Here is a 25,774-nt window from a genome sequence, read left to right on the forward strand (position 1 = left end):
TACTGGACGTACTCGGGTGATTCGGGCGTGCGGCGAGAGTGCGTGCCAGGCGTCGCGGGCCCGCGAAGATCCGCCGGACAGGCCCTAGGGGGGCGTCCCCGCACGCGCGGGGAGCAGTCGGCCGGTTTCTCGAAGACGTTCACATTGTGGGGGTCATTCCCGCGCACGCGGGATCGTTTCCATGGGGATTCCGGTGATTCAGGGCCTCGTGTGCGCCAGGGTGATGGCCAGGACGGTGGTGATCGCGTCGGGGCCGACGTGGGCCAGGACGGGGATCGTGTGGTGCCAGCCGGCGGTGGCCAGGGCGTGGTGGAGGGTCTGGGCGGCGGGCCGGACTGCGGCCGGTGTGGCCGGGGTCGCGCGCAGAGCCAGGTACTGGACGGTCCGGGTGAAGGGGTCCGTACCGATCGGGTCGGGGACGGGGCACGGGCGGCAGGGGACGCGGGCCAGGTGGGATGCCACCGCGGTCAGCGCCGCCGCTCTGTGGTGCGAGGCGGCAGGAAGCATGGCCACTCGCTGAGCGGTGGAGTTGTCGTGCAGGGCCGCGTGGAGCACGGCCAGTGCGGCGGTGGGGAAGTGCAGGGTTCCGCGGTTGGCCATGTCCTTGGCCAGCCAGTCCAGTTGACGGCTGGGCACTTCGCCGTCGCCGATGCGCAAAAACGCCTCCACCAGCATGTCTTCGGGGCTCCAGGAATACGGGTTGCTGCGCGCCGCTTGCTCACGCGCGTGCGCCAGGGCCGTGTGGAAGAGCTGCCGCTGTCCGGCGGGCAGTCGCGTCGTGACGGGGAGGAGTTCTGCCAGTGAGGTCAGCAGCCCTTGGCTTCGGATCGCCTTCCGGGCGGCCTCCAGACGCTCCAGCAGCGGACGGGCCAGTTCGCCCGCTGCTTCGGGGGCGAGTGGTGCGAGTTCCGCGGCGACAGCGATGCGCGCCATCCAGTCCGCCTTTCGCCGGGCGGCGCGCCCGCCGGGGCCCTCCGGCTGCCGGTGCTGATCGATGAGTCCGAGGGCTGCCTCCACCTCCCCAGCGCAGGCCAGGGCTTGTGCCGCGTAGGACCAACTCCTGCCGGAGGCGGCGGCACGGGCTGCTTCCCGGGCGTGGTGGCGTGCTGCGGCCGGCTGCGAACAGTCCGCGTAGGCAAGGGCCATGGCTGTGTGTACGCGCACCTGGTCGGCCGGGCGCGGATTCAGGCGCAGCAGCGACTCGGGGTCGCCGGCCGCGCCGGTACGGATGAGCGCTCCCGCCAGGTCGGGCAGCCAGGCGGGGCACCGGTCACCTTCGGGTCCGGCAGCCGTGGGCAGGAGGGCGAGCGCCTGCTCCAAGTGGTGCTCCGCGTCGTCCACGGCGCCGTGGCCGGCCAGGTGGAAGGCTTGGTCGGCGAGGGCGGCGGCTTCGGTGAGAGCCCGGTCCTCGTCCTCTGCGGGCTCCGAGGCACGAACCTCTCCCCCGAGCCCCAGAACGCGGGTGGCCGTCTCCGGTGGGGCTCCGACCTCGGTGAGGGCCTGGGAGAGCGCGGTAAGCGTGTGCTGGAAGCCGAATTCGACGTGAAGGGCGTCCGCCGGCGAGAGCGGCCCGGCAGCCTCCGGACGCATCACGTGCTCCACGTAACGGCATGCCTCGACCACGAGCCGCGCGGCCTGCGCCGGCCGGGATTGCGCCAGGAACGACACGGCGGACGCGACCACGGGCACGTTCTCCAGCGTGGGGGCGTCCTGCCACCTCCCGGTCACGTGGTCCAGTGCGAGGTCGTGCAGACGGTCGGCACGGTCGGGGGCTGCGGATGCCACCGCCTGCCAGAGCTGAACGGCAACGGCCACGCCCTCTGCGGAGTCTTCGTCGGCAAGCACCTCGGCCTGCTGCTCCAGTTCGTCCAGCAACTCTGCCGCGTCCTGCGGATACTCAGACGCCAGCAGAGCGGCGGCCCGTGCCCAGGCCTCGTTGCGGGCCGTACCCGTACCCCGGGTGGAACGGAGCAGAGCAAGACCGTCCTCGTACTGGCCCCGGAAGTCGCTGTTCCCGGCTGTCTTCAACAGGGCGAGGGCTGCCTGCGCGGCTACCCCCTCGGCCTCGTCGGCGACGTAGCCGAGCCGGTCCGTTTCCCGCAACGCCGCACGCGCCCATTTGCCCGCCTCGCGGGCGGTGGTTGCGGCCTGCTCATCGTCCACGCCCTGCAAAGGGTCCGCCAAGTCGCCCAGGTTCCGGGCCTTTTCGAGGGGGGTCCCTGATGCCACCGCCAGGGCGCGGGCCCGTTGCGCATCGCCGAGCCGGGCGACGGTCCGCGTGACGGATGCGGGCAACGGCCGTACGTGGGCGAGCAGCATCTCCCGGGAGGCGGCGGCTGCGGCGGCACGGCCCAGTGGCAGTGACTCGTCCCCGTGACCTGGGGCGATCAAGCGCAGGTGGGCGAGAGCGACGTCGGCGCCCGAGCGTTCGGCGAGGCGGAGTTGGTAGTGGGGGTCGAGGACCAGGGCGGCGAGGCGGTCGACGTCCGAGGTGTCCTGGAGAAGGCGGATGTAGCCGGTGAGGAGGTAGTTCGGGGTGTAGTCGGGCCAGTTCTGTCTCTGGTACCCCTCGGCCCAGCGGTGCAGGTCGTCGGTGCGCTGGGCCAAGTAGGACTTCCCCAGGTCCCGGCACGCGGTTTTGAGAAGGACGTCGTGGGCCAGCACGAGTGTCTGCCGTCCCTGCTCGGCCTCCGCCGCGGTCCGGACGTCCAGCGGCAGGAGGTCGGTGCGCGTGGGCGCCAGCGAACGGCTGCCCCCGGTACGGAGCTTGTCCTCCACGTCACACGGTGGAATGTCGAGGACCTCGCCCAGATCCTCCACCGCGAGCGCACCCCGTGCGGCGGCGAGCAGCCCCAGCAGCGGTCGTCCGATGGCGCGGTCGTCGCGAAGAGCGCGCAGCTCGGCCACGGCCATGTCCCGGATGACCCGTGCGGCCGGTGAGGCGGCGAGCTGCCGGACGATGGCGGGATCCCGTAGGGGGTGGTCCGTCGCCAGGTTCACCGGTACCCGGGGGTTGGGACGTCCGGTGACGATGACACGCATGCCGTACGGAGGGGCCTTCGGCAGCAGCCCGGCGATGCCCGTGCCGTCCGGATCGACATCGGCGTCCTCGTCGAGCCCGTCGACGATCAGCACCAGACGGCGGTTGCGCTGGGCGCATCCTTGGGCCGCCGCTTTGTACAACGGCTCTGGGTTCGGGTCCTTCGGGGCCACCGCAGGGTGCCGTCTGTTCTCCGCCGCGACGGCCAACTGCGCCTTGATGGCTTGCACGAAGCCGTCGCGGCGGTCGGTGCCCAGGCGTCGCGAGATGACGTAGTGCGCGACATCGACCCCGGCGGGCAGCGTTTGGGTGGCGAACCAGCTCACCAAAGCGGTCTTCCCTGCCCAGGGGCCCGCCTGCCACCACAGGTAGCAGGGTGCTCCGTCGGGAGCTTCGACGAAGGCATTCAGCTCCGCCAACTCCTTCTCCCGGTGTTCGAGATCGCCGGGAAGGACATCCAGGAGGGCCTGGGACGGCCCGCCCAGCAGACGCCCTCGGGAAGACCCGTGAACGCGCGGTCCGGGGCCGCCCTTTCCGCTGCTGCTGCCGTCCTGCGCTGCTTTCAGCCAGCGGCCCCAGGTGCCCGGAGGCGTCTTTCGGTGACCCGGTGAACGTTGCGCCGCACGATCGTCCAGGAAGGGAATCAGCACCTGCATGACGTACTCGACGTGCTCAGGCTTCGTCGGGGGCGATTCCCGGAACCAGTCGGTGAGACGCTGCTTGGAGACCTTGTAGCCGCATTTGGCGGCGCGGCGCACCAGGGGCTCGTACCCCAACCCGGAATGGCCGCCGGCGGTCTCGTACAACGCCTTCAGCTTGCTCATAAAGGTCGGCACCCGCCCGTCGCCGCTTCGTCCGCCGTCTGCGGAAGACTTCACCGGACACATCTTCATTCCCCTCCCGACCTGCGGGTATTCCGTCATTTCGCGCTTCTGGACTTCGCCGGACACCGGACGCACGGCGGATACCTATGGGACCGCGCCCGGCGGAGAAGACCCTCGGGCGACAACCCCGAGGGGATCCGCATGTCCGGTCTGCCGTCCGCCCTGGAGTCCGTGTTCCAGGGAGCCGCCGCCCTTTCCACCGCCGCCGGTCTCGTCTACGTCGGGGCCGTCGCGACGGTGGCGGCCGCCTCCGTTCTCTTCCGCAGCCCGCAGCGGCGGCGCGACGCCAGGGCGACGTTGACGATCCTGCTGCGTCGCGGCGGCGGGAAGCGGTGATGCCGACGGGTCTGGTCCCGGCGGGGCTCCACCGCATACTGTCGGCCCTTGCCGGAGGTTTCCCGCGGGTGCGGGGATGGCCCCCGTTACGAGCAGTCCTTCGCTCGGCTCCCGCGTGCGCGGGGATGTTCCCACCCACGCTCCCCCGTGCCGGCCCTCGCGGGGCGTTCCGCTCAGCGGGCCAGTATCAGCCCGCAGCTGTAGGCGCGGGCGTGGCCGAGGCCGTTCGACAGGACTTCCACCAGGGTTCCGGGGTCGGTGACGGTGAGAGAGCCGCGGATCTCGGCGCGGCCGATCCGGACCTGCTTGTGGCGGTGCGCGCTGGACACGGTCGGGAGCATGCGGATGCCCAGCGCGTCCGGGTCGGCGGTGGCGCCGATGCGGGCGACGCCGTCTTCGGCGTTCGCCGGCTCTCCGTCGGCCTGGAGGCGGCGTGCGAACCACCGTTTTACGTGTTCCGGCGTGCTGTGGGCGGCGCGGGTGCCACGGGCCTTCTCCGCAGCGGGCCTGCCCGACGGCCTGCTGCGGGTGGGGTTGACGACGGCGCGGAAACCGAAGACCTCGCCCGCCTTGAACGTGCGGTCGACGGTGATGATGTGCGGGACCGTGGTGAACGCCTCGCGCGGGATGCGGGTCCAGTCGCCCGGGACCCTGGACTGTACGACCAGGACGAGGGCTCCCGCTTTCAGGTCCACCGACCAGGTGGACAGGACGCCCATCTGGGCGCGTGCCTGGGCTTCGCCGTCCTCGACCCAGCCCCGGAATCCGCTCATGACCGTGCGGTGCATCTCCTGGGCGTCGACCAGGGACTTGGCCACCAGAGGGTGGCGGGCGTTCAGCGTGAGTACGGAGTGAGTGGCGACGAAGCGGGCCGTCGAGGCCCGTGTGCTGGTCACGGGATGATGTCCCATCCGGTTGCGGTCGGTGCGATGGTGATGCGCGCGCGGGTCTCCCAGCGGGTGACGTGGGCGCGGCGGTCCGGGTCGAAGCTGACCGGCTGGTCGTTGACCTGAAGCGCGCCGCGCGTACCCGGCGGTGCCTGGATCCACGCCCAGGGGCGCCGACCCGAGGTGTCGGGCCCGTCCGGCCCGGGGAGCAGGAGCTTGCCGGTGAACGCGGTGGCCAGCGTGCCGGGCAGGATCTCGGCCGCCAGGGTGCCGGAAGGCGGGCAGGACTTCCGGCCGAGCCACAGCAGCCGCTTCGGGTGCTCCAGGGCGTACGCGATCTCCTCCAGCAGTGCCCGGTCCTGGTGCTGGAGTCCGACGACGAATGCGGCGTCCGACAGGTACCAGCGCTCCGTGATCATCGCCGCGCGCGACAGCTCGGCCGAGACGAGAACCCCGGAGACGGGATCGGCGGTGATCTTCTTCGGTGCCCCGTACCAGCCGGCCAGCTCGTGGTGTCCGAAGCCCCGTCCGTCGGCCGCCTCCATGCTCGCGGCGACGGCCGCCGCGCGCCGGTGGTCGGTGATGACGTCCCGTGGCCGCAGCGGAAACCGGCCGGCGCCGACCGTGTGATAGTCGCGCACCGGGGTCCCGGGGTGGTCGGCGCGGACACCGAAGGCGAGCGCGGCCAGGTCGTCCACGGGGTCGGTCCGGTCGCGGCCCAGGGCCGCCGCACACAGACCGATGACCGCCGACTTGGTGGGCCGGACGTGGGTGTCGCGGTGGGAGAACCGGGACGCCACCCCCCAGGACTGCAAGGGGGCCGCGAGCCGGACGAGCAGGACGTGCGTGTTCACGCCGTCAGCTCCTCGGCCGAGGTGACGGCCTGGGCGCCGGTGTCCTTGAGGGTGCTGAGGAGTTCGTCGATCTGCGGGTCGTAGGTGAGGACGCGGCCGGTCGTGATGTCGGGCCGGCGCCGGCTGACGAACGCGTGGTGCTTCAGCAGCCGCTTGACCGCGGCCGGACCGGCGGGGCCCTCGCCGTTCTTGTCGACGGGGTTCTCGTCGATGGGAGCCTGGAAGGCGGCCGCGTAGTTGTACGGGCGCTCGCCCTCGAAGGCGAGGACCAGGGCGGGGAGCGAGCCGGTGGAGGCGGTCGAGTTCTTCTTCGCCTCGGGGAAGGCGTCGACGAAGGCGGTGACGAACTCGGCCTCCGCAGCGACGGACGCCTCCTCCGCCTCCTGAACGGTCATCCCGGCCGCGCGGAGGTTGTTGCGGAGCTTTACGCGGTCGAGGACGGCGTGCCGGTAGAAGGTACCGGTGATCAGGGACTGGTAGCCGGTCATGCCGGCTCCGGCGTCGTCCGCCGCGTCGAGGAAGTCCAGCGCGTTGCTCTTGCGGTCGAGCTTGGCGTCGTCGGCCGCCGCGTAGAAGTCGTCCACCTGTTCCGCCTCGTGCACGGTGAAGGCATGGCTGCTCTGTACGGCACCGTCGACGTTCGGGGAGTCCGCGATCTCGGCGAGGAAGCGTCCGTACAGGGCGATGTCGACGGCGTCGCGCGGGGCGAGCGCGGTGAGGACCGCCGCGCGGGTCGGGCCCGGCAGCGCGGGCAGCTTGGCGTCGGCGCCCTCACCCGTGTCCGGCTCGTCCTGCACCGCGTTCTTCCGGGTGCCCTTCTTCCTCTTGGCCTCGGCCGCCGCGGTCTGCGCCGCCGCGTACTCCTCGGACCAGGGCCGGATCGTCCCGGACTGCTCGTCGATGTGGGCGGCGATGCGCGTGCCCGCGTCGGCGGGGGCGAACAGCAGCACCTTGGTCAGATTGGCGACGGTCTTCTTGGCCGGGTCCCCGAACTTCAGACCGGTGGCCTCGATGACGGCACGGGCGGTACGGACCGCCTCGTCCATCTCCCAGCCGTGGTCGGAGGCGAGGGCACGCGCGGTGATCAGTGCCCACTCGCGGGTCCGGACACCGGTGCGGTGGCCGGCCAGGGCGCCGAGGCCCGCGTTGGCCCGGTTACGGGTGTGGACGCGCTCGGCCCTGCGCCGCGCCTGACTGGTGATCATGTGGCGTTCGGTGCCGCCGTAGACGATTGACTTGGGTGCCCCGTTCTCGTCACGGACGGGCAGGACGGCCACCAGGGTCTCCAGAAGGTGCAGGGAGAGGAACTGGCCGCCTGCGGACGCGGCGTTGCTGGTCATGCGAGGGAGTCCTTCTCGAGGTCGGCGGCGGCAGTCGAAGGGGCGGTCCGGGCGGGCGGCATGTGGAAGGCCGCCCCCCACTCGTACGAGATGCGGGCCTTGCGGTCGTGCCAGAGGGAGAGGTCGTCGACGAGGCGTGCCCAGGACGGCGGACGCCGGTCGCAGGAGCGCAGCCGGGCGACGGCGTGCTGCAGATGGCGCCACGGGATACGGCGGCTGGAAACGATGCGGTCCACGAGACGGGCCGCGCCGGGATCGTCGGGCCCTCGTCCGGCTCCACTGCCGATGCGGCGGGCCGCTTCGCCCAGACTCCCGTACCCGAAATCGGGCTTCGGCCGGCCCTGGTGGTAGACCGCGAACAGGAAGGCGACCTGGCCGTAGATCTCGTGCTGGGCCTCGGTGGGGCTGTACCAGAGTGCCCGGAAGTGGGGCTCCCGGTGGACGCGGAGGCGTCGCAGCTCGGCGAGGCTCGCGTAGTCGTGGTTGTGGACGAGGCTGGCGAGCCAGCTCGTGAGCGCGGCGCTGCTCTCACTCGTACGAGAGTCCGCGCCGGTCTGGTCGGTCATGACGTTCCTCCCCCTCGGAGTTCGGCCGGGGCCTTCGCCGAGTTCAGCTCGTCGTCGAACCTCCTCAGCGCCGCGGCTCGGGTCTTCGCCCCTTGCGCGTTCCTGGGCAGGGCGTCGAGGCGTTCGGCGAGGAACTGGCGGGCCGCGGCGGTGATGGTGGTCGCGTACTCGTACAGAGCGGCGTGGACGTCCTCCCCCAGGGTCGTTTCCTCCATCAGCAGATCGAAGGGTTCCCGGGCTGCCGCCCAGTGCTGCGCACGGGCGTCGAACCGTGAGATCTGCGCGCTCTTGTCGCCCGGCTTGGGGTTCGGGTACGCCACGGCCCAGGCCGCGTACGCCGCCTTCGACAGGGCGGACGCCACGTACTCGGCTGTCGCCGACCCCCGGGAGGAGGCCGTGTACAGCCTGGCCTCCAGGCCGGGGGCGAACGGGAAGGTGCCGTCGACCCATGCGATGGCCGTGGTCTGCTTGGCCACGAACCCGACCGTCCACAGCTCGATGCGCCGTGCGGGCTGCTGACCTGGCTCGGGAGCGACGTCCTCGGCCGGGAAGAGGGCGAGCCGCCGGTACAGGGTGCCTCCGTCGTTGTCGCCCGCCTCCTTCGACCGGGCGTCGGCCACGGCCGCGTAGAGGGCGTGCGCCTCCCGCCAGACGGCCCGGGTCGCCGAGGCCCACAGCGGCTTCCTGGTGCCGTCGGCCCTCTTGGCGTATACGGCGTCCTGCAGATGCTCGTCGCCCAGCGCGAGCAGTTCGCCGGCTCCGAGCAGCACCCGGTCCACCTGGTCCCCCGCACGGTTCGGGCGCAGCAGGATCGAACGGCCGAGGTAGCTGTGCAGATCGGCCGGACCGGCGACCGGCCGGCCGCTCGGTTTGATCGTGAAGCCTCGCCGCTCCCGGCCGGCGGTCCACGTGCGGTTCAGCTCTCCCGCCGCCCCGGAAACCGGAGCGAGGTTGAGGCGCAGCGTCTCGCCGAGAGTGTCCCCGAGCGCGATCACGCGGATCCGGGTACCGAGACGGGTGGCGGCGAGATTGGTGATGGTGGCACCGAGGGTCGCCTTGCCGGAGATCCTGGCGCGTCCGGCCGGACCGTACACATGCTGGGTCAGCATGGCCCGGAACGCTTGGGCGACGGGGAGCGGGGCCGGGTGCTCCAGGTGGTGGTGGTCGAAGAACTGGTTGTAGTCCCCGACCCGCTCGATCACCAACTGCGCCGGGCCCGCCCCGTGCTCATCGATGAACGGGGCGAGCAGAGCGTTCTGCCCCAGGGGCTCCAGCGGGTCGAACAGATCCCAGACCTCGCCCTCCGGACGCTGGGCGAGCCACTCGGCAGCAGGCAGGAGGGCGCCCTTGCGGTCCACCCAGGCAGGCCACTCGGCGGCCGACTCCGGATACGTACCGGAGGCGTAGCAGATGGCCAGCAGGAACTCGATGACCGCGACCTTCTCCCCCGGTGTGCCGCCTTCCACACCCCGCAGGGCATCGGCATCGTGGAGAAGTTCCACCAGGCTCAGGTCCACGAGCCGGTCGTCCAGGGTCAGTACCGGAACGCACGGGGATTCCCGGGGGTCCCATCGGGGCCGTACGCCCGCGCCGGGTAAGGCACTTGATTCAGACACGCTCTACCGTTTCCTCGTTTGCTCTTAACGGTTGCCTGCTTGCACGAGAAAGGACGCTAGCAGTCCGAGGACGCTGGGACGGTGGATTTGACGAATCTCCAACGAGAGTGGATCAAAGGGTAGTTGAAGGCACATACGCCGCAGCGGAATGCCGATTGCCATGCTCCCCCTCGTTGCGAACGGTCCGGCCCGCCTGGCTATCCAGCCGCGCCGCGCACGCGGCCACTGACCGAGCAGCGCCCGGCCGACCAGCCTGTGCGGGGCGACCGCGCGGCCGGGTCGAGAGCCATGTGCCCGGCCGGATCGTGTCCGCGCCTGCCCCGCCTCGCCCAGTACGCCCCTACGCCAACAAGCTCCCCCGCCGCCCCAGCAGGAACTTCTTGAACGCCGCCACCGGAGCCGTGTCCGGGTGGCCGTCCAGCCAGGCCACCCCGATCTCGCGCACCGCCCGCGGTGCCGTCACCGTCAGTTCCACCACCCCCGGCCGGGCCACCGCCGGGGGCGGGAGCAGGGCCACGCCCAGGCCCGCCGCGACCAGGCCGCGCAGTGTCTCCGCCTCCTCGCCCTCGAACGCGACGCGGGGGACGAAGCCCGCCTCGGTGCAGAGGTCGTCCGTGATGCGGCGGAGGCCGTAGCCGGGTTCGAGGGTGACGAAGGTTTCGTCGGCGGCTTCGGCGAGGCGGATGCGGCGGCGGGTGGCCAGGCGGTGGTCGTCGGGGACGACGAGGCGGAGGCGTTGTTCGTCCAGGCGGCGGGTGACGAGGTCGGGGGCGTCCGGGACCGGTGAGGTGAGGCAGAGGTCGAGGCCGCCCGCGCGGAGGCGTTCGATCATGGCTTCGCCGTAGTTCTGGACGAGTTGGAAGCGGACCCGGGGGTGGTCGGCGCGGAAGGCGCGGATGAGGGCGGGGACGGTTTCGGAGCCCATCGTGTGGAGGAAGCCGAAGGCGACCTTGCCCGCGGTGGGGTCGGCGTCGGCGCGTACCGAGTCGGCGGCCTTCTCCACCTCGGCGAGGGCGCGCTCGGCCGAGCCGAGGAAGGTGCGGCCGGCCGGGGTGAGCGAGACCGTGCGGCCCTTGCGGGCGAACAGGGCGACGCCGAGGTCCTGTTCCAGCCGGACCATGGCCCGCGAGAGCGTGGACTGCGGGACGCCCAGCTCGTGCGCGGCGCGGGTGACGTGCTCGTGGCGGGCGACCGCCTCGAAGTAGGCGAGGCGGGGCGCGAGTACCGCGCGGATGTCTTCTTCGTAACTGCTCGGTGACAGCCGGGGCTGTGAGCTGTGTTGATGCGCCATGGGATTGATTATTCGCTGTTTGTGCATTGGACGCATGAATGGCGGGCTGCCTAGATTCCCTGTATGCCTCCCGCCAGTACCGGGGCGTCCACCCTTACCGTGGCCGCCTCGACCCCGTCGTCCCCCGTCACCACCGTCGCAGCCGGGTCCGCCACAGCGGACCGGCTCGAACCCGGGCGCCCCGGCTACCGCCGGATGAGCTTCGCCCTCTTCGCCGCCGGTGTCGCGACGTTCGCGCTCCTCTACTCCACCCAGGCCCTGCTGCCCGCCGTCTCCGCCTCCTTCGGCGCCACGGCAGGGCAGGCGAGCTGGACGGTCTCCGCCGCGACGGGCGCGCTGGCGCTGTGTGTACTGCCGATGAGCGCGCTGTCCGAGCGGTTCGGGCGGCGGCAGATGATGACCGCGTCACTGGTGATCGCGGTGACCGTCGGGCTGTTCGTACCGTTCGCCCCCTCCCTGGGCTGGCTGATCGCGCTGCGCGCCGTCCAGGGTGCCGCGCTCGCCGGGCTGCCCGCCTCCGCGATGGCGTACCTGGCGGAGGAGGTCCGGCCGAAGGCGCTCGTCGCCGCGATCGGGCTCTTCGTGGCCGGCAACAGCATCGGCGGGATGAGCGGCCGCATCCTCACCGGCTGGGTCGCCCAGCTGTGGGGCTGGCGGGCGGCGCTCGGCGCGGTCGGGCTGCTGGCCGTGGCCTGCGCGGTCGTCTTCCACTTCATGATCCCGCGCGCCCGGCACTTCACCCCCGGTTCGCTGAACCCGAAGGCCCTGGCGAAGACCGTGGGCACGCACCTCGCCGACCCGCTGCTGCGGCGGCTGTACGCGATCGGCGCGCTGTTCATGACGGTGTTCGGCGCGGTCTACACGGTGATCGGCTACCGGCTCGTGGAGGCGCCGTTCAACCTTCCGCAGGGGATCGTCGGCTCGATCTTCCTGGTCTACCTGGTCGGTACGGTTTCCTCCGCCGCGGCGGGCAAGCTCGTCGCCCGGCTCGGGCGCCGGGGGGCGCTGTACCTCGCCGTCTCCACGACGGCCGCCGGTCTGCTGCTCTCGCTCGCCGATCAGCTGGCGGCCGTGCTCCTGGGCCTGGTGCTGATCACGGCCGGCTTCTTCGCCGGGCACGCGGTCGCCTCGTCCTCGGTGAGCCGCACGGCGACCACCGGCCGCGCCCAGGCGTCCGCGCTGTACCAGTCGGCGTACTACCTGGGCTCCAGCGCCGGCGGCACGCTCGGCGCCGTCGCCTTCCACACGGGCGGCTGGGCGGGCACCGTCGCACTGGGACTGCTCGCGGTCCTCGGCGTCGTCACCATCACGCTGTACGGAACCCGGGCCGCCCGCGCCGAGCGGCTGCGGCCGATGCCGGTGGCGGCCGTACGGAACTGAGACATCCGGCGCACGACCAACCACTCCCTGTTACGCGGGTCCGTCACCCGGCGCACCTTTTTTTCAGACGCTCACCGCGCAGAAGACGCCCGGGAAGAACCCGAACAAGGCCGGGAAGTGTCCCACCGACAAGGGGCGCATCTCGTGCGTCGACCTGGCCCGGCAGCAGATCAGCTGGATCCAGGACGGCGAGAAGCCGAGGTCCGGGCCCGTCCCGGTGCGGACCGGGCGCGAGACGTGCGAGAGCCGGGCCGGCGCCAAGAGGATCTACGTGGAACCCGCCGGGCTCGCACGGCTGCGTCAACATGCGCACCTCGGACGCGAAGTCATACTGGAACCTGTTGAAGAACGGCGACGACGTCTACGTATACGGCCGCAAGCCGGGGACCTGACCGCCTTCCGCTCTTTCCGACCCCATTGTCAGTGCCCTGCGATAGTTTCCGAAGTGCTGGTGGAAGTGGGCGGTGTCACAGCACGACAGGGGTGGAACGGGCAATGACCGATCTGACGGCGGCAGCGACGGAATCGGGCGCGGGGACCGGTGCGGCGGCCGATATCGACAGCCGTCTGGAGGGACACCGGGTCGAGCTGACCGGTTACTGCTACCGGATGCTCGGCTCGGCCTTCGAGGCGGAGGACGCGGTCCAGGACACGCTGGTGCGCGCCTGGCGCAACTTCGACAAGTTCGAGGGCCGCTCCTCGCTGCGGTCCTGGCTGTACCGCATCGCGACCAACGTCTGTCTGGACATGCTGAACGCGGGCAAGAAACGGGCGAGGCCGGTCGACCTGTCCGGTCCGACGCCGCTCGCGCAGGCCGCGCTCAACCCGCTGCCGGAGAACACCTGGCTGGAGCCGATGCCGGACGGCCGGATCATCCCCTCGGCCGACGACCCGGCCGAGGCGGCGGTGGCGCGCGAATCGGTGCGGCTGGCGTTCGTCGCCGCGCTCCAGCACCTGCCGCCGAAGCAGCGGGCCGTGCTGATCCTGCGCGAGGTGCTCGCGTGGAAGGCGAGCGAGGTCGCGGAGCTGCTCGACACGTCCGTCGCCTCGGTCAACAGCGCCCTCCAGCGCGCCCGCGCCACGCTCACCGATCACGAGTCCGTGGCCGCCGACGCGGCGAACCCCCTGGACGAGGAGCAGGCCAAGCTGCTGGAGCGGTACGTGGCGGCGTTCGAGGGCTACGACATGAAGGCCCTGACCGCGCTGCTCCACGAGGACGCGGTGATGACGATGCCGCCGTTCGACCTCTGGCTCCGGGGTCACGACGACATCACCGGCTTCATGACGTCCTTCGGCGCGAGCTGCGCCGACTCCCGTCTGATCACCGTCTCCGCCAACGGCACCCCCGCCTTCGCCCACTACAAGCCGAATCCGGAGGGGCCCGGGTTGGTGCCGTGGGCGCTCCAGGTCATCGACATCTCGGACGGCGCGATCACGGCCATGCACTGCTTCCTGGACACGGCGCGCTGGTTCCCGCTGTTCGGGCTGCCGGATCACTTGGACGCCGAGGGCGTGCCCGAAGGGGCGTGAGAGGGCGGTAGGGAGTGCTCGGTGGCGGGCCCGGTTTCGGGCCCGCCGGACCGGCTCACGTCCGTGGCAGGGGGCTTCACGCGGCGTGCTCATGCTCCTGCGGCTTCGGGGCGGTGGGCGCCGGGGTCAGGACCTTGCGGGTGATGCGTTCGGCCATGGCGGCGACCACGGTCCGGGGGCGGCGCGGTGTCAGGTGGGCGGTCAGGGCGTTGCCGAGTCCGGGGGCGAGGTAGCCGCGGTCGCGGTCCAGTGCGCGCAGGGCGGCGCGTACGACGGGCTCGGGGGTGGTCATGGAGCCGGTGACGGCCGCGTTGCGGGTGCCGATGACGTCGAAGAACGCGGTCTCGACCGGGCCGGGGCACAGCGTGAGCACCCGGATGCCGCGTCGGCGGTACTCCTGCCGCAGCGCCAGCCCGAAGTTGAGCACGAAGGCCTTGGACGCCCCGTAGACCGCGAAGTACGGGGCGGGCTGGAAGGCGGCGTTGGACGCGACGTTGACCACCGCGCCGCGCCCGCGCTCCAGCATGCCGGGCAGCAGTGCGTGGGTGAGGTCGACCAGCGCGACGACGTTGACCATCAGCTGGTCGTGGTCGCGGGCGCCCGGTATCTCCTCGAAGCGGCCGCAGGTGCCGAAGCCCGCGTTGTTGACCAGGAGGTCGACGGTCAGACCGCGGGCCGCCAGCTCGTCGGCGATGCGGCGGGCGGCGTCCGGCTCGGCGAGGTCCTGGACGACCACTTCGGCGCGCACGCCGTGCTCGGCGCTCAGGTGCTCGGCGAGTGCGGCGAGCCGGTCGCCGGAGCGGGCCACGAGGATCAGGTCGTGCCCCTGGGCGGCGAGTTGCGCGGCGAACTCCGCGCCGAGTCCGGACGAGGCTCCGGTGACGAGGGCGGTGCCGGTGCTGCTGGACATGAGCGCTCCTTTGATCGGCTGATCGACTGATCGGCGTCAACTGATACGTGAGAGTACCGATAACTCCTTCACTTGCAACAGCAGTGATGCAGTTAGCACGCAAAAAACTTCTGCGTTGTAGTGTGTTGCGGAGCAAGTGGGCGAGTGGAGAGACAGCAACATGAGCGAACAGCCGGCGGGACGGGCGTTGCGGGCGGACGCGGAGCGCAGCGTGCGCGCGATCCTGGAGGCGGCCGAGCGGGTCCTCGCGGAGGACCCCGGCGCGTCCATCGAGCAGATCGCCGCGGCGGCCGGTGTGGCCCGCACGACGATCCACCGGCGGTTCGCCAACCGGCAGTCACTGATCGAGGCGCTGGCACTGTCGGCGGCCCGTCAGCTCGCCCAGGCGGTGGACGACGGCAGGCCGGACACCGCACCGCCGCTGGTGGCCATGCACCGGATCACGGCCAACGTCCTCCAGGTCAAGGGCGCCTGGGCGTTCGCGCTGGGGCTGCCGGCCGACCCGGACAGCGAGGCCGCCGCCCTCCAGCAGGACATCGACCGCCGCTGCGTCGCCGTACTCACGCGGGCACGGGCGGAGAAGCTCATCGACGAGTCGGCCGACCTGGACTGGGTGCGGCGGGTCTACTACGCGCTGATCGGCGAGTCCCTGCGCGGCAGCCCGGACGGGTCCGACCCGGACGCCCTCGCCGCCCGCGTCATCGAGACCTTGCTGCACGGAGCGGGTCCGCGCGCCTGACCCCCGAGCGCCCGGACCGGGCCGCCCCGTCTCAGGACGTCACCTCCCCCAGCCCCACCAACTCCAGCAGCGCACGAAGCCCCGGGGGCGTCCCCCGTAGGCGCAGGCGGCGGCCGTTCGCCCGGCGGGCGGTCAGGGCGAGGCGGGCTATGGCCTCGACCGTGGTCAGGTCCGGGTGGGCGATGGCTCTCACGTCGCAGTCCACCACGGGGGCGTCCGACGCGGACAGGAGCGCTTCCAGGTCCGCGCAGAGGTGTGGGACGGCCTCGCGGGTGACGTGGCCGGAGACGACGAGGGCGGGTGGGGGCGAGGCATCCATACGGGGGAGACCGCCCGCGCGCCGGAAACTCATCGGGGGCCGCCGCGCGGGTATGCCGAACGGGACCGGTGACAGGCCACCGGTCCCGTTCGTCCGTGCGGGGAAGGCGCAGGTCAGGCGATACGTTCCCGCACCACCGGGGTGGCCGTGAACGAGGTGCCCGACGGGGCGATGTCGTAGGCATCGGGCAGTGCCTTCAGGGCGTAGTCGAACTTCTCCGGGGTGTCCGTGTGCAGGGTCAGCAGCGGCTGGCCCGCGGTGATCTCGTCACCCGGCTTGGCGTGGAGTTCGACGCCCGCGCCGGCCTGGACCGGGTCCTCCTTGCGGGCGCGGCCCGCGCCGAGGCGCCAGGCGGCCACGCCGATGTCGTAGGCGTCGAGGCGGGTCAGGATGCCGGAGGAGGAAGCCTTGATGACGTGCTGTTCGCGGGCGACCGGGAGCGCGGCATCGGGGTCGCCGCCCTGGGCGGAGATCATGCGGCGCCAGACGTCCATGGCGGAGCCGTCGGCGAGGGCCTTCTCCGGGTCGGCGTCCTTGAGGCCGGCCGCGTCCAGCATCTCGCGGGCGAGGGCCAGGGTGAGGTCGATGACGTCCCTGGGGCCGCCGCCGGCCAGGACCTCGACGGACTCACGGACCTCCAGCGCGTTGCCCGCGGTCAGGCCGAGGGGGGTGGACATGTCGGTGAGCAGGGCGACCGTGCGGACGCCGCTGTCGGTGCCGAGGGCGACCATGGTGGAGGCGAGTTCGCGGGCGTCGTCCAGGGTCTTCATGAAGGCGCCGGAGCCGACCTTGACGTCCAGGACGAGGGCGCCGGTGCCCTCCGCGATCTTCTTGGACATGATCGAGCTGGCGATGAGCGGGATCGCCTCGACGGTGCCGGTGACGTCGCGGAGCGCGTACAGCTTCTTGTCGGCGGGGGCGAGGCCGTCGCCCGCCGCGCAGATGACGGCGCCGGTGGTGTCGAGGACGTCCAGCATCTCGGCGTTGGAGAGGTGTGCGCGCCAGCCGGGGATGGACTCCAGCTTGTCGAGCGTGCCCCCGGTGTGGCCGAGGCCCCGGCCGCTGAGCTGGGGGACGGCCGCGCCGCAGGCGGCGACCAGCGGGGCGAGCGGGAGGGTGATCTTGTCGCCGACGCCGCCCGTGGAGTGCTTGTCGGTGGTGGGGCGGGAGAGGGTGTCGAAGTTCATCCGCTCACCGGAGGCGATCATCGCGGCGGTCCAGCGGGCGATCTCCGTACGGTTCATGCCGTTCAGCAGGATCGCCATGGCCAGCGCGGACATCTGCTCGTCTGCGACCTCGCCGCGGGTGTACGCGTCGATGACCCAGTCGATCTGCTCGGGGGTCAGCTCGCCTCGGTCCCGCTTGGTGCGGATGACGGAGATGGCGTCCATGGTCTGGAGTCCTTCCGGCCGGTACGTACGTACGCATGAGTCCTGTTGACTCTACGCGCATAGAGGGTGAAAGAGACGCCGGGTGGGCCCGGAGAGCGGGCCCACCCGGCGGTGGTCAGCCGAGGTGTGCGGGGCCGAACGCCTGCGGGAGCATGTCGTCCAGCGTGCGCAGACCGTCCGGGGTCTCCAGGACGAGCTCCGGTCCGCCGAACTCGTACAGCAGCTGGCGGCACCTGCCGCACGGCACCAGGACCTCGCCCGACCCGTCCACACAGATGAAGTGGGTCAGGCGGCCGCCCCCGGTGGCGTGCAGCTGGGAGACCAGGCCGCACTCGGCGCACAGACCGATGCCGTACGAGGCGTTCTCGACGTTGCAGCCGGAGATCGTGCGGCCGTCGTCGACGCGGGCGGCCGCGCCGACCGGGTAGCCCGAGTACGGGGCGTACGCCCGGGACATCGCGTCCCGGGCGGCCGCACGCAGCGCTTCCCAGTCGGCCGGGGCCATGGCGCCCGTCGTCACTTGCCCTCGCCCTTGCGGTACGGCAGGCCGTCGGCCTTGGGCATCCGCAGCCGCTGCGCGGACAGGGCGAGCACGAGCAGCGTCGTGACGTACGGGGCGGCGTCGACGAACTGGCTCGGGACCTGGTCGGTCAGCAGGTACCAGGTGAACAGCAGCGCGGAGCAGGCGGCCGAGATCACCGCGGCCACGTACTTCTTCCGGTACAGCTGCCACAGGACGGCGATCACCAGCAGGATCGCCAGGAGCAGCAGCATCGCGTGGACGTTCTCCGCCCCGCCGCGCAGCTTGAGGCTGTCGGTGAAGCCGAAGAGTCCGGCGCCCAGGGCCATGCCGCCCGGCATCCAGTTGCCGAAGATCATCGCGGCGAGACCGATGTAGCCGCGGCCGCCGGTCTGGCCCTCCTGGTAGATGCTGCTGGCGACGATCGAGAGGAAGGCGCCGCCGAGCCCGGCCAGCCCGCCGGAGATGGTGACGGCGATGTACTTGTACTTGTAGACGTTCACGCCGAGGGTCTCGGCGGCCACCGGGCTCTCGCCGCAGGAGCGCAGCCGCAGTCCGAACGCCGTGCGCCACAGCACCCACCAGGTGACGGGGATCAGCAGCAGGGCGACGACGGTCAGCAGGGACAGTCCCGTGACGAGCCCGCCGATGATGCCGGCGAGGTCGGAGACGAAGAACCAGTGGTGCTGTTGAAGATCCTGGAGCCAGTCGGAGAGCCCGGGGATGGTGATCTTGTCGATCTCCTCCAGGCGGGGGGACTGCTTGGAGGAGCCGCCGGGGTCGTTGGCGAAGGTGAAGTTCGACAGGTAGCGGGTGACGCCGACGGCGAGGATGTTGATCGCCACACCGGAGACGATGTGGTTCACGCCGAAGGTGACCGTCATGACCGCGTGCAGCAGGCCGCCGAGCGCGCCGCCGATGATGCCGAACGCGACGCCCGCCCACGGGCCCCACTGGAATCCGGCCCAGGCACCGAACCAGGTGCCGAGGATCATCATGCCTTCGAGCCCGATGTTGACGACACCGGCCCGCTCCGCCCACAGGCCGCCGAGACCGGCGAGGCCGATGGGGACGGCCAGTTCCAGGGCGCCCGCGACCTGGCCGACGGAGGTCACGTCGTCCGCGCCGCTGATCAGCCGGACCATCGAGACGAGAGCGAGCGCGCCGGCGACGATCAGCAGGACGACGGGCAGGGAGAGCTTGTGGCGGCCGCCGCCCTTCTTGGGGGCGACGCGTGCGGCGGAGACTTTGCTGGTGCTCACAGGGCCGCCTCCTTCTCGGTCGTGAGGGCGTGGCCGGCGGCGAGCTCTTCGCCGACCTTCTGCTGCTGACGGCGGGTCCCGTAACGGCGGACCAGTTCGTAGCTGATGACGACGGAGATCACGATCAGGCCCTGCATGATCGTGGCGATTTCCTTTTCGAAGCCGAACTGGTCGAGCGGGGAGGACGCCTTGTCCAGGAACGCGATCAGCAGGGCGCTGAGGGCGATGCCCACCGGGTGGTTACGGCCGAGCAGGGCGATGGTGATGCCGGTGAAGCCGATGCCGACCGGGAAGTCGAGGCTGTAGGTGTGGGTGTCGCCGAGCAGCGTCGGCATGCCCGCCAGGCCGGCGACCGCGCCGGAGATCAGCATCGAGGTGAGGACCATCTTCTTGGCGTCCACACCGGATGCCTGGGCGGCGCTCTCACTGGCTCCGGTGGCCCGCAGGTCGAAGCCGAAGCGGGTGCGGTTCAGGACGAACCAGTAGACGAGGCCGCAGCCCGCGGCGACGAACGTGAAGCCGTAGATCTCGCCGGACTCGGCGCCCAGGGACAGCCCGGGGAACCAGCCGGACTCATGGATCTCGCCCGTCGTCAGGTTGTTGGAGCCGGCTGCCTGGTCACCGAAGTTCTTCGGCAGGATGAGCCAGGCGATCAGTGCGGTCGCGATGGAGTTGAGCATGATCGTGGAGACGACCTCGCTCACTCCCCGGGTCGTCTTGAGGATGCCCGCGATGCCCGCCCAGAACGCGCCGACCAGCATCGCCACGATGACGATCAGGGCGATCTGGAGCGCTCCGGGGAGGTTGACGCTCGCGCCGACGAGGGCGGCCATCATCGCCGCGAGGCGGTACTGGCCGTCGACGCCGATGTTGAAGAGGTTCATCCGGAAGCCGACCGCGACCGCGAGAGCGGCGAGGTAGTACGTGCCGGCCTGGTTGATGATCAGTACCTGTACGTCGGAGTACGACGCCTGCTCGAACAGCAGCCGGTACAGCTCGAAGGGATCGCGGTCCGACACGAGCAGCACCAGGGTGCTGAGCACGAAGGCGACGACCAGGGCGAGCGCCGGCCCGGCGAAGCCCAGGATCAGCCGGTCCTTGTCGAGTTTCTTCATCAGGCCTCGTCCTCCGGTGCTGCTTCGAGGTGACCTGCGGCGGCGCCGGTCATGGCCGAGCCCAGTTCCTCGGGGGTGATGGTCGCGGGGTCGGCGTCCGCGACGAGCTTGCCGCGGTACATGACGCGCAGGGTGTCGGAGAGTCCGATCAGCTCGTCCAGGTCCGCCGAGATGAGCAGGACCGCGAGCCCTTCGCGGCGGGCCTCGCGGATCTGGTCCCAGATCTGCGCCTGCGCGCCGACGTCCACGCCACGGGTGGGGTGGGCGGCGATCAGGAGCTTCGGCGCGTGGCTCATCTCGCGGCCGACGATCAGCTTCTGCTGGTTGCCGCCGGAGAGGGAGGCGGCCGTGACCTCGATGCCGGGGGTGCGTACGTCGTATTCGCGCACGATCCGCACGGTGTCCTGGCGGGCCGCCCCGGGGTCCAGCAGGAAGCCGCGGCTGTTGGGCTTCTCGGTGACGTGTCCGAGGATGCGGTTCTCCCAGAGCGGCGCGTCCAGCAGGACCCCGTGCCGGTGCCGGTCCTCGGGGATGTAGCCGATGCCGCTCTCGCGCCGCTTGCGGGTGGGTACCCGGGAGATGTCCTGGTCGCCCAGGGTGATCACGCCGCTGTCGGCGGACTTCATCCCGATGAGCGCGTCGATCAGCTCGGTCTGGCCGTTGCCCTCGACGCCCGCGATGCCGAGGACCTCGCCCTTGTGGATGGTGAAGCCGACATCGGACAGGACGTCGCGGACGGTGCCGTCCGGGTCCGTCATCGTGAGGGAGAGCCCCTCGACCCGGAGCATCGGCTCATCCGTCACCGTGGACTCACGGGTCTCGGGCGAGGGCAGTTCGCTGCCGACCATCAGCTCGGCGAGCTGCTTGGTCGTGGTCTGCGCCGGGTCGGCGGTGCCGACCGTCGTACCGCGCCGGATCACCGTGATCTCGTCGGCGACCGAGAGGACCTCGCCGAGCTTGTGCGAGATGAAGATGACGGTCAGGCCCTCGGCCTTGAGCTCGCGGAGGTTCGCGAAGAGCGCGTCCACCTCCTGCGGGACGAGCACCGCGGTCGGCTCGTCGAGGATCAGGATGCGGGCGCCGCGGTAGAGGACCTTGAGGATCTCCACCCGCTGCCGGTCGGCGACCCCCAGGTCCTCGACGAGCGCGTCGGGCCGTACGCCCAGGCCGTAGGCGTCGGAGATCTCCTTGATCTTCTTCCGGGCGGCGGCGCCGATGCCGTGCAGCTTCTCGCCGCCGAGTACGACGTTCTCCAGGACGGTGAAGTTGTCGGCGAGCATGAAGTGCTGGTGCACCATGCCGATGCCGCGCGCGATGGCGTCGCCGGGGTTGCCGAACGAGACCTGCTCGCCGTCCACCGCGATGGTGCCCTCGTCCGGCTTCTGCATGCCGTAGAGGATCTTCATCAGGGTGGACTTGCCGGCACCGTTCTCACCCACGAGGGCGTGGACCGTGCCCTTGCGGACGGTGATGCCGATGTCGTGGTTGGCGACGACGCCGGGGAAACGCTTGGTGATGCCGTGCAGTTCTACGGCGGGGGGACTGCTGGACGCGTTGATGACGCACTCTCCTTGGCCGGACAGGAGCGGGAGCAGGGGCAGAGGGGCGGGGTGAAGTTATCGCGCCTGAGGGCTGTCTACACGCGTAGCGTTGCTGAATCGTCAGACGCTCGCGTGCGGCAGGGCCGGGACACCGGGGTCCGCGGCCTGTCCGAGAGTGCACTGCGACGGGCGGAACTCACTTCGAGGAGTATCCCGCAGGCCCGGAGCGGCGATGCCACGCGCTCCGGGCCTGGGGCCAGCCGTACGACGGGGGTCGTTACGGGGTGGTCTTGACGGTGATCTTGCCGTCGATGATCTCCTGCTTGGCCTTGTCCACGGCGGCGATGACGTCGGTCATCTCCGTGAACTTCGGGTTCGACGTGGCCAGGCCGACGCCGTCCTTGTCCAGGCCGTAGCGGATCTCACCGGACTGCGGCTTGCCGTCCTGCACGGACTTGATCAGGTTGAAGACCGAGTCCTCGACGTCCTTCGTGACCGAGGTCAGGATGGACTCCTTGTAGGCCGCCAGGCCCTTCTGGTTGTACTGGTCGGAGTCGACGCCGATGTTCCACTTGCCGGCCTTGGAGACGGCCTCGATCGCACCGGAACCGGCCAGACCGGCCGCCGAGTAGATCACGTCGGCCTTCTTGTCGAGCTGGCCCTGGGCAGCGGCCTTGCCGAGGTCGGGCTTGGAGAAGCCGTCGAAGTTCGGCGGCTGGGTCAGGTACTGGGAGATCACCTTCACCGAGGAGTTGGTGTCCTTGACGCCCTGCGTGAAGCCCGCCTCGAACTTCTTGATCAGCGGGGTCTCGACACCGCCGATGAAGCCGACCGTCTTGGTCTTGGTGACCTTGGCGGCGGCGACACCCGCGAGGTAGGAGCCCTGCTCCTCGTTGAAGACGATGTTGGCGATGTTGGAGCCGGTCACCGAGGCGTCGTCGATGATGCCGAAGGTGATCTTCGGGAACTTCGGCGCGACCTTCTTGATGGCGGGCGCGTAGGCGAAGCCGACACCGATGACCGGGTTGTTCCCGGCGCGGGCCAGCGAGGTGAGGCGCTGGACCTTGTCCGCGTCCGACTCGCCGTCCGAGGGCTCGGCCTCGGTGCCCTTGACGCCGAGGTCCTTCTCGGCCTTGGCCAGGCCGGCGTAGGCGGCGTCGTTGAACGACTGGTCCCCGCGTCCGCCGATGTCGTACGCGAGGGCGGTTTTCTTGTCCTTGGAGTCGGAGCTGCTGCTCGACGAGGAGGACGAGTCGCCACACGCGGTAACGCTGACTGCGAGTGCTGCGGACATGACGCCAACAGCGGCGATCCTAGTGATCCGGCGCAAGGGAAGGCTCCTTCAAACCTGACCGAAGCGCCTCTTCCGGCGCTGGTTTCGCCGCGATCGTAACGCGCGTAGATGTCAGATAAAGCCCTGTACGGAAGCCGTTATCGGATCGTCGTGTACCCGGGGCGACCTGTCCGGTTACAGATGATTGCCGTAGAGCAACACGGAGGCGGTGAAGAGTTCCACCCCCACGGTGATCGCTTCCTCGTCCGCGTCGAAGTTGCCCCGGTGGAGGTCCAGCCCGCGCGTGTCGCCGGGGGTGCGGACTCCGAGGCGCGCCATGGCCCCCGGGACGTGCTCCAGGTACCAGGAGAAGTCCTCCCCTCCCTGACTCTGCTCGGTGTCCTCGATCGCGTACGGGCCGCGGCGGGCGGACATGGCGCCGGCCAGGAGATCGATCGCGGCGGCGTCGTTGACGACGGGCGGGACGCCGCGGATGTAGTTGATCACCGTCTTGGCGCCGTACATTCCGGCCACCTCGTCGATCGCGGCGTGCACCAGGTCCGGGGCATCGCGCCAGGCCCCGAGGTCCAGGCAGCGGACGGTGCCCGACAGCTCGGCGTGCTGCGGGATGACGTTGCAGGCGTGGCCGGTCTCCAGCCGTCCCCAGGTCAGCGCGAGCCCCGACCGGGCGTCGACCCGCCGGGCCAGCAGCGCGGGGACCTCGGTGGCGACCTTGGCGGCGGCGGTGACCAGGTCCGTGGTCAGGTGCGGGCGGGCGGTGTGGCCGCCCGGCCCGTCGAGGGACAGTTCGAGCCGGTCGCAGGCGGAGGTGATCGCGCCGACCCGCAGCCCGATCCGGCCGACGTCGACCTTGGGGTCGCAGTGCACCCCGATGATCGACCCGACACCCTCCAGCACCCCCGCGTCGATCGCGTCGGGCGCCCCTCCGGGCAGCACCTCCTCGGCCGGCTGGAAGATCAGCCGCACGGGGTTGGGCAGCAGCCCCTGCCGGTCCAGTTCGGCGAGCACGAGGCCGGCGCCGAGGACGGTGGTGGTGTGGATGTCGTGCCCGCAGGCGTGCGCCCGGTCGGGCACGGTGGAGCGGTACGGGACACCGGTCTTGCTGTCCGGGATCGGCAGCGCGTCGATGTCGGCCCGCAGCGCGAGCATGGGCCGCGTCCCTTCCCCGCGCGTCCCCACGTCACACATGAGCCCGGTCCCGGAGGTGAGCACCCGGGGCGCGAGCCCCGCCTGCTCCAGCCGGGCCTTGATCGCCGCGGTGGTGCGGAACTCCTGGTTACCCAGCTCGGGGTGCATGTGCATGTCCCGGCGGAAGGCGATCAGCTCGGCGCGCAGGGCCTCGGGCAGGGCGCCGGGCAGGGGCTCGCCCTGGGGCAGGTCGGCATCGGACTCGGGACAGATCAACTGGCTCACCTGTTGAAGGGTAAGCCTCTTCCCCCCTCAACTGACCATGAAACAAGAAAACTTCAGCCACTTAGAGGAACAAAAGACGGCGTCGACATGTGTGACATGAGATGGAGACGGGTAAACTCCGCCGATTCCACCCCTCGCAATCCCCGGTACGGTCGCCGAACCCACGGCCTAATCTGTGTCCTCGACGGCGGACCCGCATGCGCGCACGCCGGACACTTGGACGGTCGCCTTGGTGGCGCCGTGGGACGAGGGGGGCCTCGGCAGTGCTCAACGCGGTGGAACAGCATGTTCAGTCATGCCCGGAATGCGGGGCGGAGATCCGGACGGACCGCAGGTTCGTGGCCTGGTGTGCCGCTTGTGACTGGAATGTGGACCCGGGGCAGCCGGAGGCGCCGACAGGGCGGCTGGAGATCCTGCGGCACAGACTGGCCCGGCAGCACGGCGAGAGGCTGCTGGCCGAGGTGACGACGGACGGACCCCTCCGTCCCCGGCGCGGTGCGACAGGTGCCCTCGCCCTCACCCTCGCACTGGCCGTCCACGGCGTCACCGCCGTGCTGCTCGTCGCGGGGCTGCTACTCGTGACTCTCGGCTGGGGCAGCGCGCTCCCGCTCCTCGGCGCCGTGTGCCTCGTCGTGACCTGGGCCCTGCGCCCCCGGTTCGCACGCCTGCCCGGAGACGAACCGGTCCTGCGCCGGGCCGACGCACCCGAGCTGTTCGCCCTGATCGACGAGATCGCCGGGACGGTGGGGACGACCGGGGTGCACGCGGTGTCGGTCACCGATGAGTGCAATGCGAGCGTGTCGACGTACGGCCTCCGGCACCGGCGGCTGCTCTCCATCGGTCTCGGCCTCTGGGAGACCCTCACCACCGAGCAGCGGATCGCGCTGCTGGGGCATGAGCTCGGCCACTACGCCAACGGCGACACCCGCCGCGGCCTGATCATCGGGAACGCGATCCGTTCCCTGGACACCTGGCGGTACCTGCTGACCCCGGTCGAGCACCCGACCCCCGTGGAGGCCGTGTGCAACACCCTCTATCTGCTTCCGCGTTCCGCGGTCACGGGCGTCCTCATGGTCCTCGACCACCTGACCCTGCGCACCACACAGCGCGGCGAATACCTGGCCGACTCCTTCGCCGCCCGCTGCGGTTCCACGGAAGCCGCCGTGGGCCTGATGGACCGGCTGCTGGTCAGCGAATCCGTCACAGCCACCCTGCTGCGCGAGTCCAACACTCTCCGGAGCCGCCGCTCCGGGCCCCCGGCAGACCGTGAGGCCTGGGACGGGCTGTGGGAACGTCTGGCCGCCCACATGGACTCGATTCCGGCGAGCGAGCACGAACGGCAGCGCCGCCGCAGCGCGCTGCGCGGTCACAGCGTCGACTCCACGCACCCCCCGACCCATCTGCGCCGGGCCCGGCTGCTGGCCACGGCCGCCCTGCCGGCGGCGGTCACCGTGGACGCCGCGCGCCGTACCGCGCTGCAGGCAGAACTCAAGGGGGCACGGAACACGGTGGCGCGCCGCGTCATGAACGGCCGCTGAGGGCTGTC

The 25,774-nt window shown here is 71.0% G+C and carries 21 protein-coding genes and 1 pseudogene; 6 read left to right on the forward strand and 16 right to left on the reverse strand.

The window, feature by feature from the left end; genetic code table 11:
• Nucleotides 1-198: 198 nt before the first annotated feature.
• The gene (locus B082_RS0103560; protein WP_234018105.1) at nt 199-3,864 is read right to left on the reverse strand and encodes a hypothetical protein; all 3,666 of its coding nucleotides are present in this window, start codon (nt 3,862-3,864) and stop codon (nt 199-201) included.
• A 201-nt stretch (nt 3,865-4,065) separates the two neighbouring features.
• Here B082_RS0103560 and B082_RS0103565 point away from each other — a divergent pair, with 201 nt between their 5' ends.
• The gene (locus B082_RS0103565) at nt 4,066-4,260 is read left to right on the forward strand and encodes a hypothetical protein (RefSeq protein ID WP_018550443.1); all 195 of its coding nucleotides are present in this window, start codon (nt 4,066-4,068) and stop codon (nt 4,258-4,260) included.
• 173 nt (nt 4,261-4,433) lie between these two features.
• Here the strand turns inward: B082_RS0103565 and B082_RS0103570 are convergent, their stop codons facing one another.
• The 6 genes from B082_RS0103570 to B082_RS0103595 form a co-directional block, all read right to left on the reverse strand.
• A complete protein-coding gene (locus B082_RS0103570) occupies nt 4,434-5,156 on the reverse strand; it encodes a type I-E CRISPR-associated protein Cas6/Cse3/CasE (RefSeq protein WP_018550444.1) in 723 nt (240 codons plus the stop codon).
• A complete protein-coding gene (gene cas5e / locus B082_RS0103575) occupies nt 5,153-6,001 on the reverse strand; it encodes a type I-E CRISPR-associated protein Cas5/CasD (RefSeq protein WP_018550445.1) in 849 nt (282 codons plus the stop codon). Before cas5e ends, B082_RS0103570 begins: the two co-directional genes overlap by 4 nt.
• A complete protein-coding gene (locus B082_RS0103580) occupies nt 5,998-7,341 on the reverse strand; it encodes a type I-E CRISPR-associated protein Cas7/Cse4/CasC (protein WP_018550446.1) in 1,344 nt (447 codons plus the stop codon). Before B082_RS0103580 ends, cas5e begins: the two co-directional genes overlap by 4 nt.
• Nucleotides 7,338-7,907: a type I-E CRISPR-associated protein Cse2/CasB gene (casB, locus tag B082_RS0103585; protein ID WP_018550447.1), complete on the reverse strand. Its 570-nt coding sequence runs from the start codon at nt 7,905-7,907 to the stop codon at nt 7,338-7,340. Before casB ends, B082_RS0103580 begins: the two co-directional genes overlap by 4 nt.
• The gene (locus tag B082_RS0103590) at nt 7,904-9,523 is read right to left on the reverse strand and encodes a type I-E CRISPR-associated protein Cse1/CasA (RefSeq protein ID WP_234018106.1); all 1,620 of its coding nucleotides are present in this window, start codon (nt 9,521-9,523) and stop codon (nt 7,904-7,906) included. Before B082_RS0103590 ends, casB begins: the two co-directional genes overlap by 4 nt.
• A 340-nt stretch (nt 9,524-9,863) precedes the next feature.
• Nucleotides 9,864-10,814, reverse strand: coding sequence for a LysR family transcriptional regulator (locus tag B082_RS0103595; RefSeq protein WP_018550449.1), 951 nt, complete (start codon nt 10,812-10,814; stop codon nt 9,864-9,866).
• 63 nt (nt 10,815-10,877) lie between these two features.
• On the opposite strand from B082_RS0103595, the gene B082_RS0103600 reads away from it, so the two are divergent.
• From B082_RS0103600 to B082_RS0103610, 3 genes and pseudogenes are all read left to right on the forward strand, one after another.
• Nucleotides 10,878-12,194, forward strand: a complete 1,317-nt coding sequence (locus B082_RS0103600) for an MFS transporter (RefSeq protein WP_018550450.1) — start codon at nt 10,878-10,880, stop codon at nt 12,192-12,194.
• A 7-nt stretch (nt 12,195-12,201) separates the two neighbouring features.
• Nucleotides 12,202-12,586, forward strand: a pseudogene (locus B082_RS39725) (L,D-transpeptidase family protein); the annotation flags it as partial.
• A 103-nt stretch (nt 12,587-12,689) separates the two neighbouring features.
• Nucleotides 12,690-13,724, forward strand: a complete 1,035-nt coding sequence (locus B082_RS0103610; RefSeq protein WP_018550452.1) for a sigma-70 family RNA polymerase sigma factor — start codon at nt 12,690-12,692, stop codon at nt 13,722-13,724.
• 76 nt (nt 13,725-13,800) lie between these two features.
• Here the strand turns inward: B082_RS0103610 and B082_RS0103615 are convergent, their stop codons facing one another.
• Nucleotides 13,801-14,634: an SDR family NAD(P)-dependent oxidoreductase gene (locus B082_RS0103615; protein WP_018550453.1), complete on the reverse strand. Its 834-nt coding sequence runs from the start codon at nt 14,632-14,634 to the stop codon at nt 13,801-13,803.
• Between the two features lie 160 nt (nt 14,635-14,794).
• On the opposite strand from B082_RS0103615, the gene B082_RS0103620 reads away from it, so the two are divergent.
• Complete coding sequence (locus B082_RS0103620; RefSeq protein ID WP_018550454.1) at nt 14,795-15,373, forward strand: TetR/AcrR family transcriptional regulator; 579 nt, start codon at nt 14,795-14,797, stop codon at nt 15,371-15,373.
• A 31-nt stretch (nt 15,374-15,404) separates the two neighbouring features.
• Here B082_RS0103620 and B082_RS0103625 read toward each other — a convergent pair whose 3' ends face one another.
• From B082_RS0103625 to B082_RS0103660, 8 genes are all read right to left on the reverse strand, one after another.
• A complete protein-coding gene (locus B082_RS0103625) occupies nt 15,405-15,692 on the reverse strand; it encodes an STAS domain-containing protein (protein WP_018550455.1) in 288 nt (95 codons plus the stop codon).
• 113 nt (nt 15,693-15,805) lie between these two features.
• Nucleotides 15,806-17,083, reverse strand: a complete 1,278-nt coding sequence (locus tag B082_RS0103630; RefSeq protein ID WP_018550456.1) for a thymidine phosphorylase — start codon at nt 17,081-17,083, stop codon at nt 15,806-15,808.
• A gap of 115 nt (nt 17,084-17,198) precedes the next feature.
• A complete protein-coding gene (locus B082_RS0103635) occupies nt 17,199-17,588 on the reverse strand; it encodes a cytidine deaminase (protein ID WP_037709324.1) in 390 nt (129 codons plus the stop codon).
• An 11-nt stretch (nt 17,589-17,599) separates the two neighbouring features.
• Nucleotides 17,600-18,865, reverse strand: coding sequence for an ABC transporter permease (locus B082_RS0103640; protein ID WP_018550458.1), 1,266 nt, complete (start codon nt 18,863-18,865; stop codon nt 17,600-17,602).
• The gene (locus tag B082_RS0103645; protein ID WP_018550459.1) at nt 18,862-19,980 is read right to left on the reverse strand and encodes an ABC transporter permease; all 1,119 of its coding nucleotides are present in this window, start codon (nt 19,978-19,980) and stop codon (nt 18,862-18,864) included. Before B082_RS0103645 ends, B082_RS0103640 begins: the two co-directional genes overlap by 4 nt.
• Nucleotides 19,980-21,563 carry an ABC transporter ATP-binding protein gene (locus B082_RS0103650; protein ID WP_051094572.1) on the reverse strand — a complete coding sequence of 528 codons (1,584 nt, stop codon included), beginning with the start codon at nt 21,561-21,563 and terminating at the stop codon, nt 19,980-19,982. Before B082_RS0103650 ends, B082_RS0103645 begins: the two co-directional genes overlap by 1 nt.
• 235 nt (nt 21,564-21,798) lie before the next feature.
• Nucleotides 21,799-22,851 carry a BMP family lipoprotein gene (locus B082_RS0103655; RefSeq protein WP_026249395.1) on the reverse strand — a complete coding sequence of 351 codons (1,053 nt, stop codon included), beginning with the start codon at nt 22,849-22,851 and terminating at the stop codon, nt 21,799-21,801.
• Nucleotides 22,852-22,989: 138 nt separating this feature from the next.
• Nucleotides 22,990-24,219, reverse strand: coding sequence for an amidohydrolase (locus tag B082_RS0103660; RefSeq protein ID WP_018550462.1), 1,230 nt, complete (start codon nt 24,217-24,219; stop codon nt 22,990-22,992).
• Between the two features lie 377 nt (nt 24,220-24,596).
• Here B082_RS0103660 and B082_RS0103665 point away from each other — a divergent pair, with 377 nt between their 5' ends.
• Nucleotides 24,597-25,766, forward strand: coding sequence for a M48 family metallopeptidase (locus B082_RS0103665; RefSeq protein ID WP_018550463.1), 1,170 nt, complete (start codon nt 24,597-24,599; stop codon nt 25,764-25,766).
• Nucleotides 25,767-25,774 lie beyond the last annotated feature (8 nt).

The sequence above is a fragment of the Streptomyces sp. ATexAB-D23 genome (assembly GCF_000373645.1).
In the GTDB taxonomy this organism is placed as follows: domain Bacteria; phylum Actinomycetota; class Actinomycetes; order Streptomycetales; family Streptomycetaceae; genus Streptomyces; species Streptomyces castrisilvae.

Bases quoted from the DNA above. Each gene is read 5' to 3' on its own strand.
- B082_RS0103630 (WP_018550456.1), bottom strand. From the start codon at position 17,083: ATGGACGCCATCTCCGTCATCCGCACCAAGCGGGACCGAGGCGAGCTG.
- B082_RS0103560 (WP_234018105.1), bottom strand. From the start codon at position 3,864: ATGAGCAAGCTGAAGGCGTTGTACGAGACCGCCGGCGGCCATTCCGGG.
- casB (WP_018550447.1), bottom strand. From the start codon at position 7,907: ATGACCGACCAGACCGGCGCGGACTCTCGTACGAGTGAGAGCAGCGCC.
- B082_RS0103580 (WP_018550446.1), bottom strand. From the start codon at position 7,341: ATGACCAGCAACGCCGCGTCCGCAGGCGGCCAGTTCCTCTCCCTGCAC.
- B082_RS0103615 (WP_018550453.1), bottom strand. From the start codon at position 14,634: ATGTCCAGCAGCACCGGCACCGCCCTCGTCACCGGAGCCTCGTCCGGA.
- B082_RS0103620 (WP_018550454.1), top strand. From the start codon at position 14,795: ATGAGCGAACAGCCGGCGGGACGGGCGTTGCGGGCGGACGCGGAGCGC.
- B082_RS0103610 (WP_018550452.1), top strand. From the start codon at position 12,690: ATGACCGATCTGACGGCGGCAGCGACGGAATCGGGCGCGGGGACCGGT.
- B082_RS0103635 (WP_037709324.1), bottom strand. From the start codon at position 17,588: ATGGCCCCGGCCGACTGGGAAGCGCTGCGTGCGGCCGCCCGGGACGCG.
- B082_RS0103645 (WP_018550459.1), bottom strand. From the start codon at position 19,980: ATGAAGAAACTCGACAAGGACCGGCTGATCCTGGGCTTCGCCGGGCCG.
- B082_RS0103600 (WP_018550450.1), top strand. From the start codon at position 10,878: ATGCCTCCCGCCAGTACCGGGGCGTCCACCCTTACCGTGGCCGCCTCG.
- B082_RS0103595 (WP_018550449.1), bottom strand. From the start codon at position 10,814: ATGGCGCATCAACACAGCTCACAGCCCCGGCTGTCACCGAGCAGTTAC.
- B082_RS0103625 (WP_018550455.1), bottom strand. From the start codon at position 15,692: ATGGATGCCTCGCCCCCACCCGCCCTCGTCGTCTCCGGCCACGTCACC.
- B082_RS0103565 (WP_018550443.1), top strand. From the start codon at position 4,066: ATGTCCGGTCTGCCGTCCGCCCTGGAGTCCGTGTTCCAGGGAGCCGCC.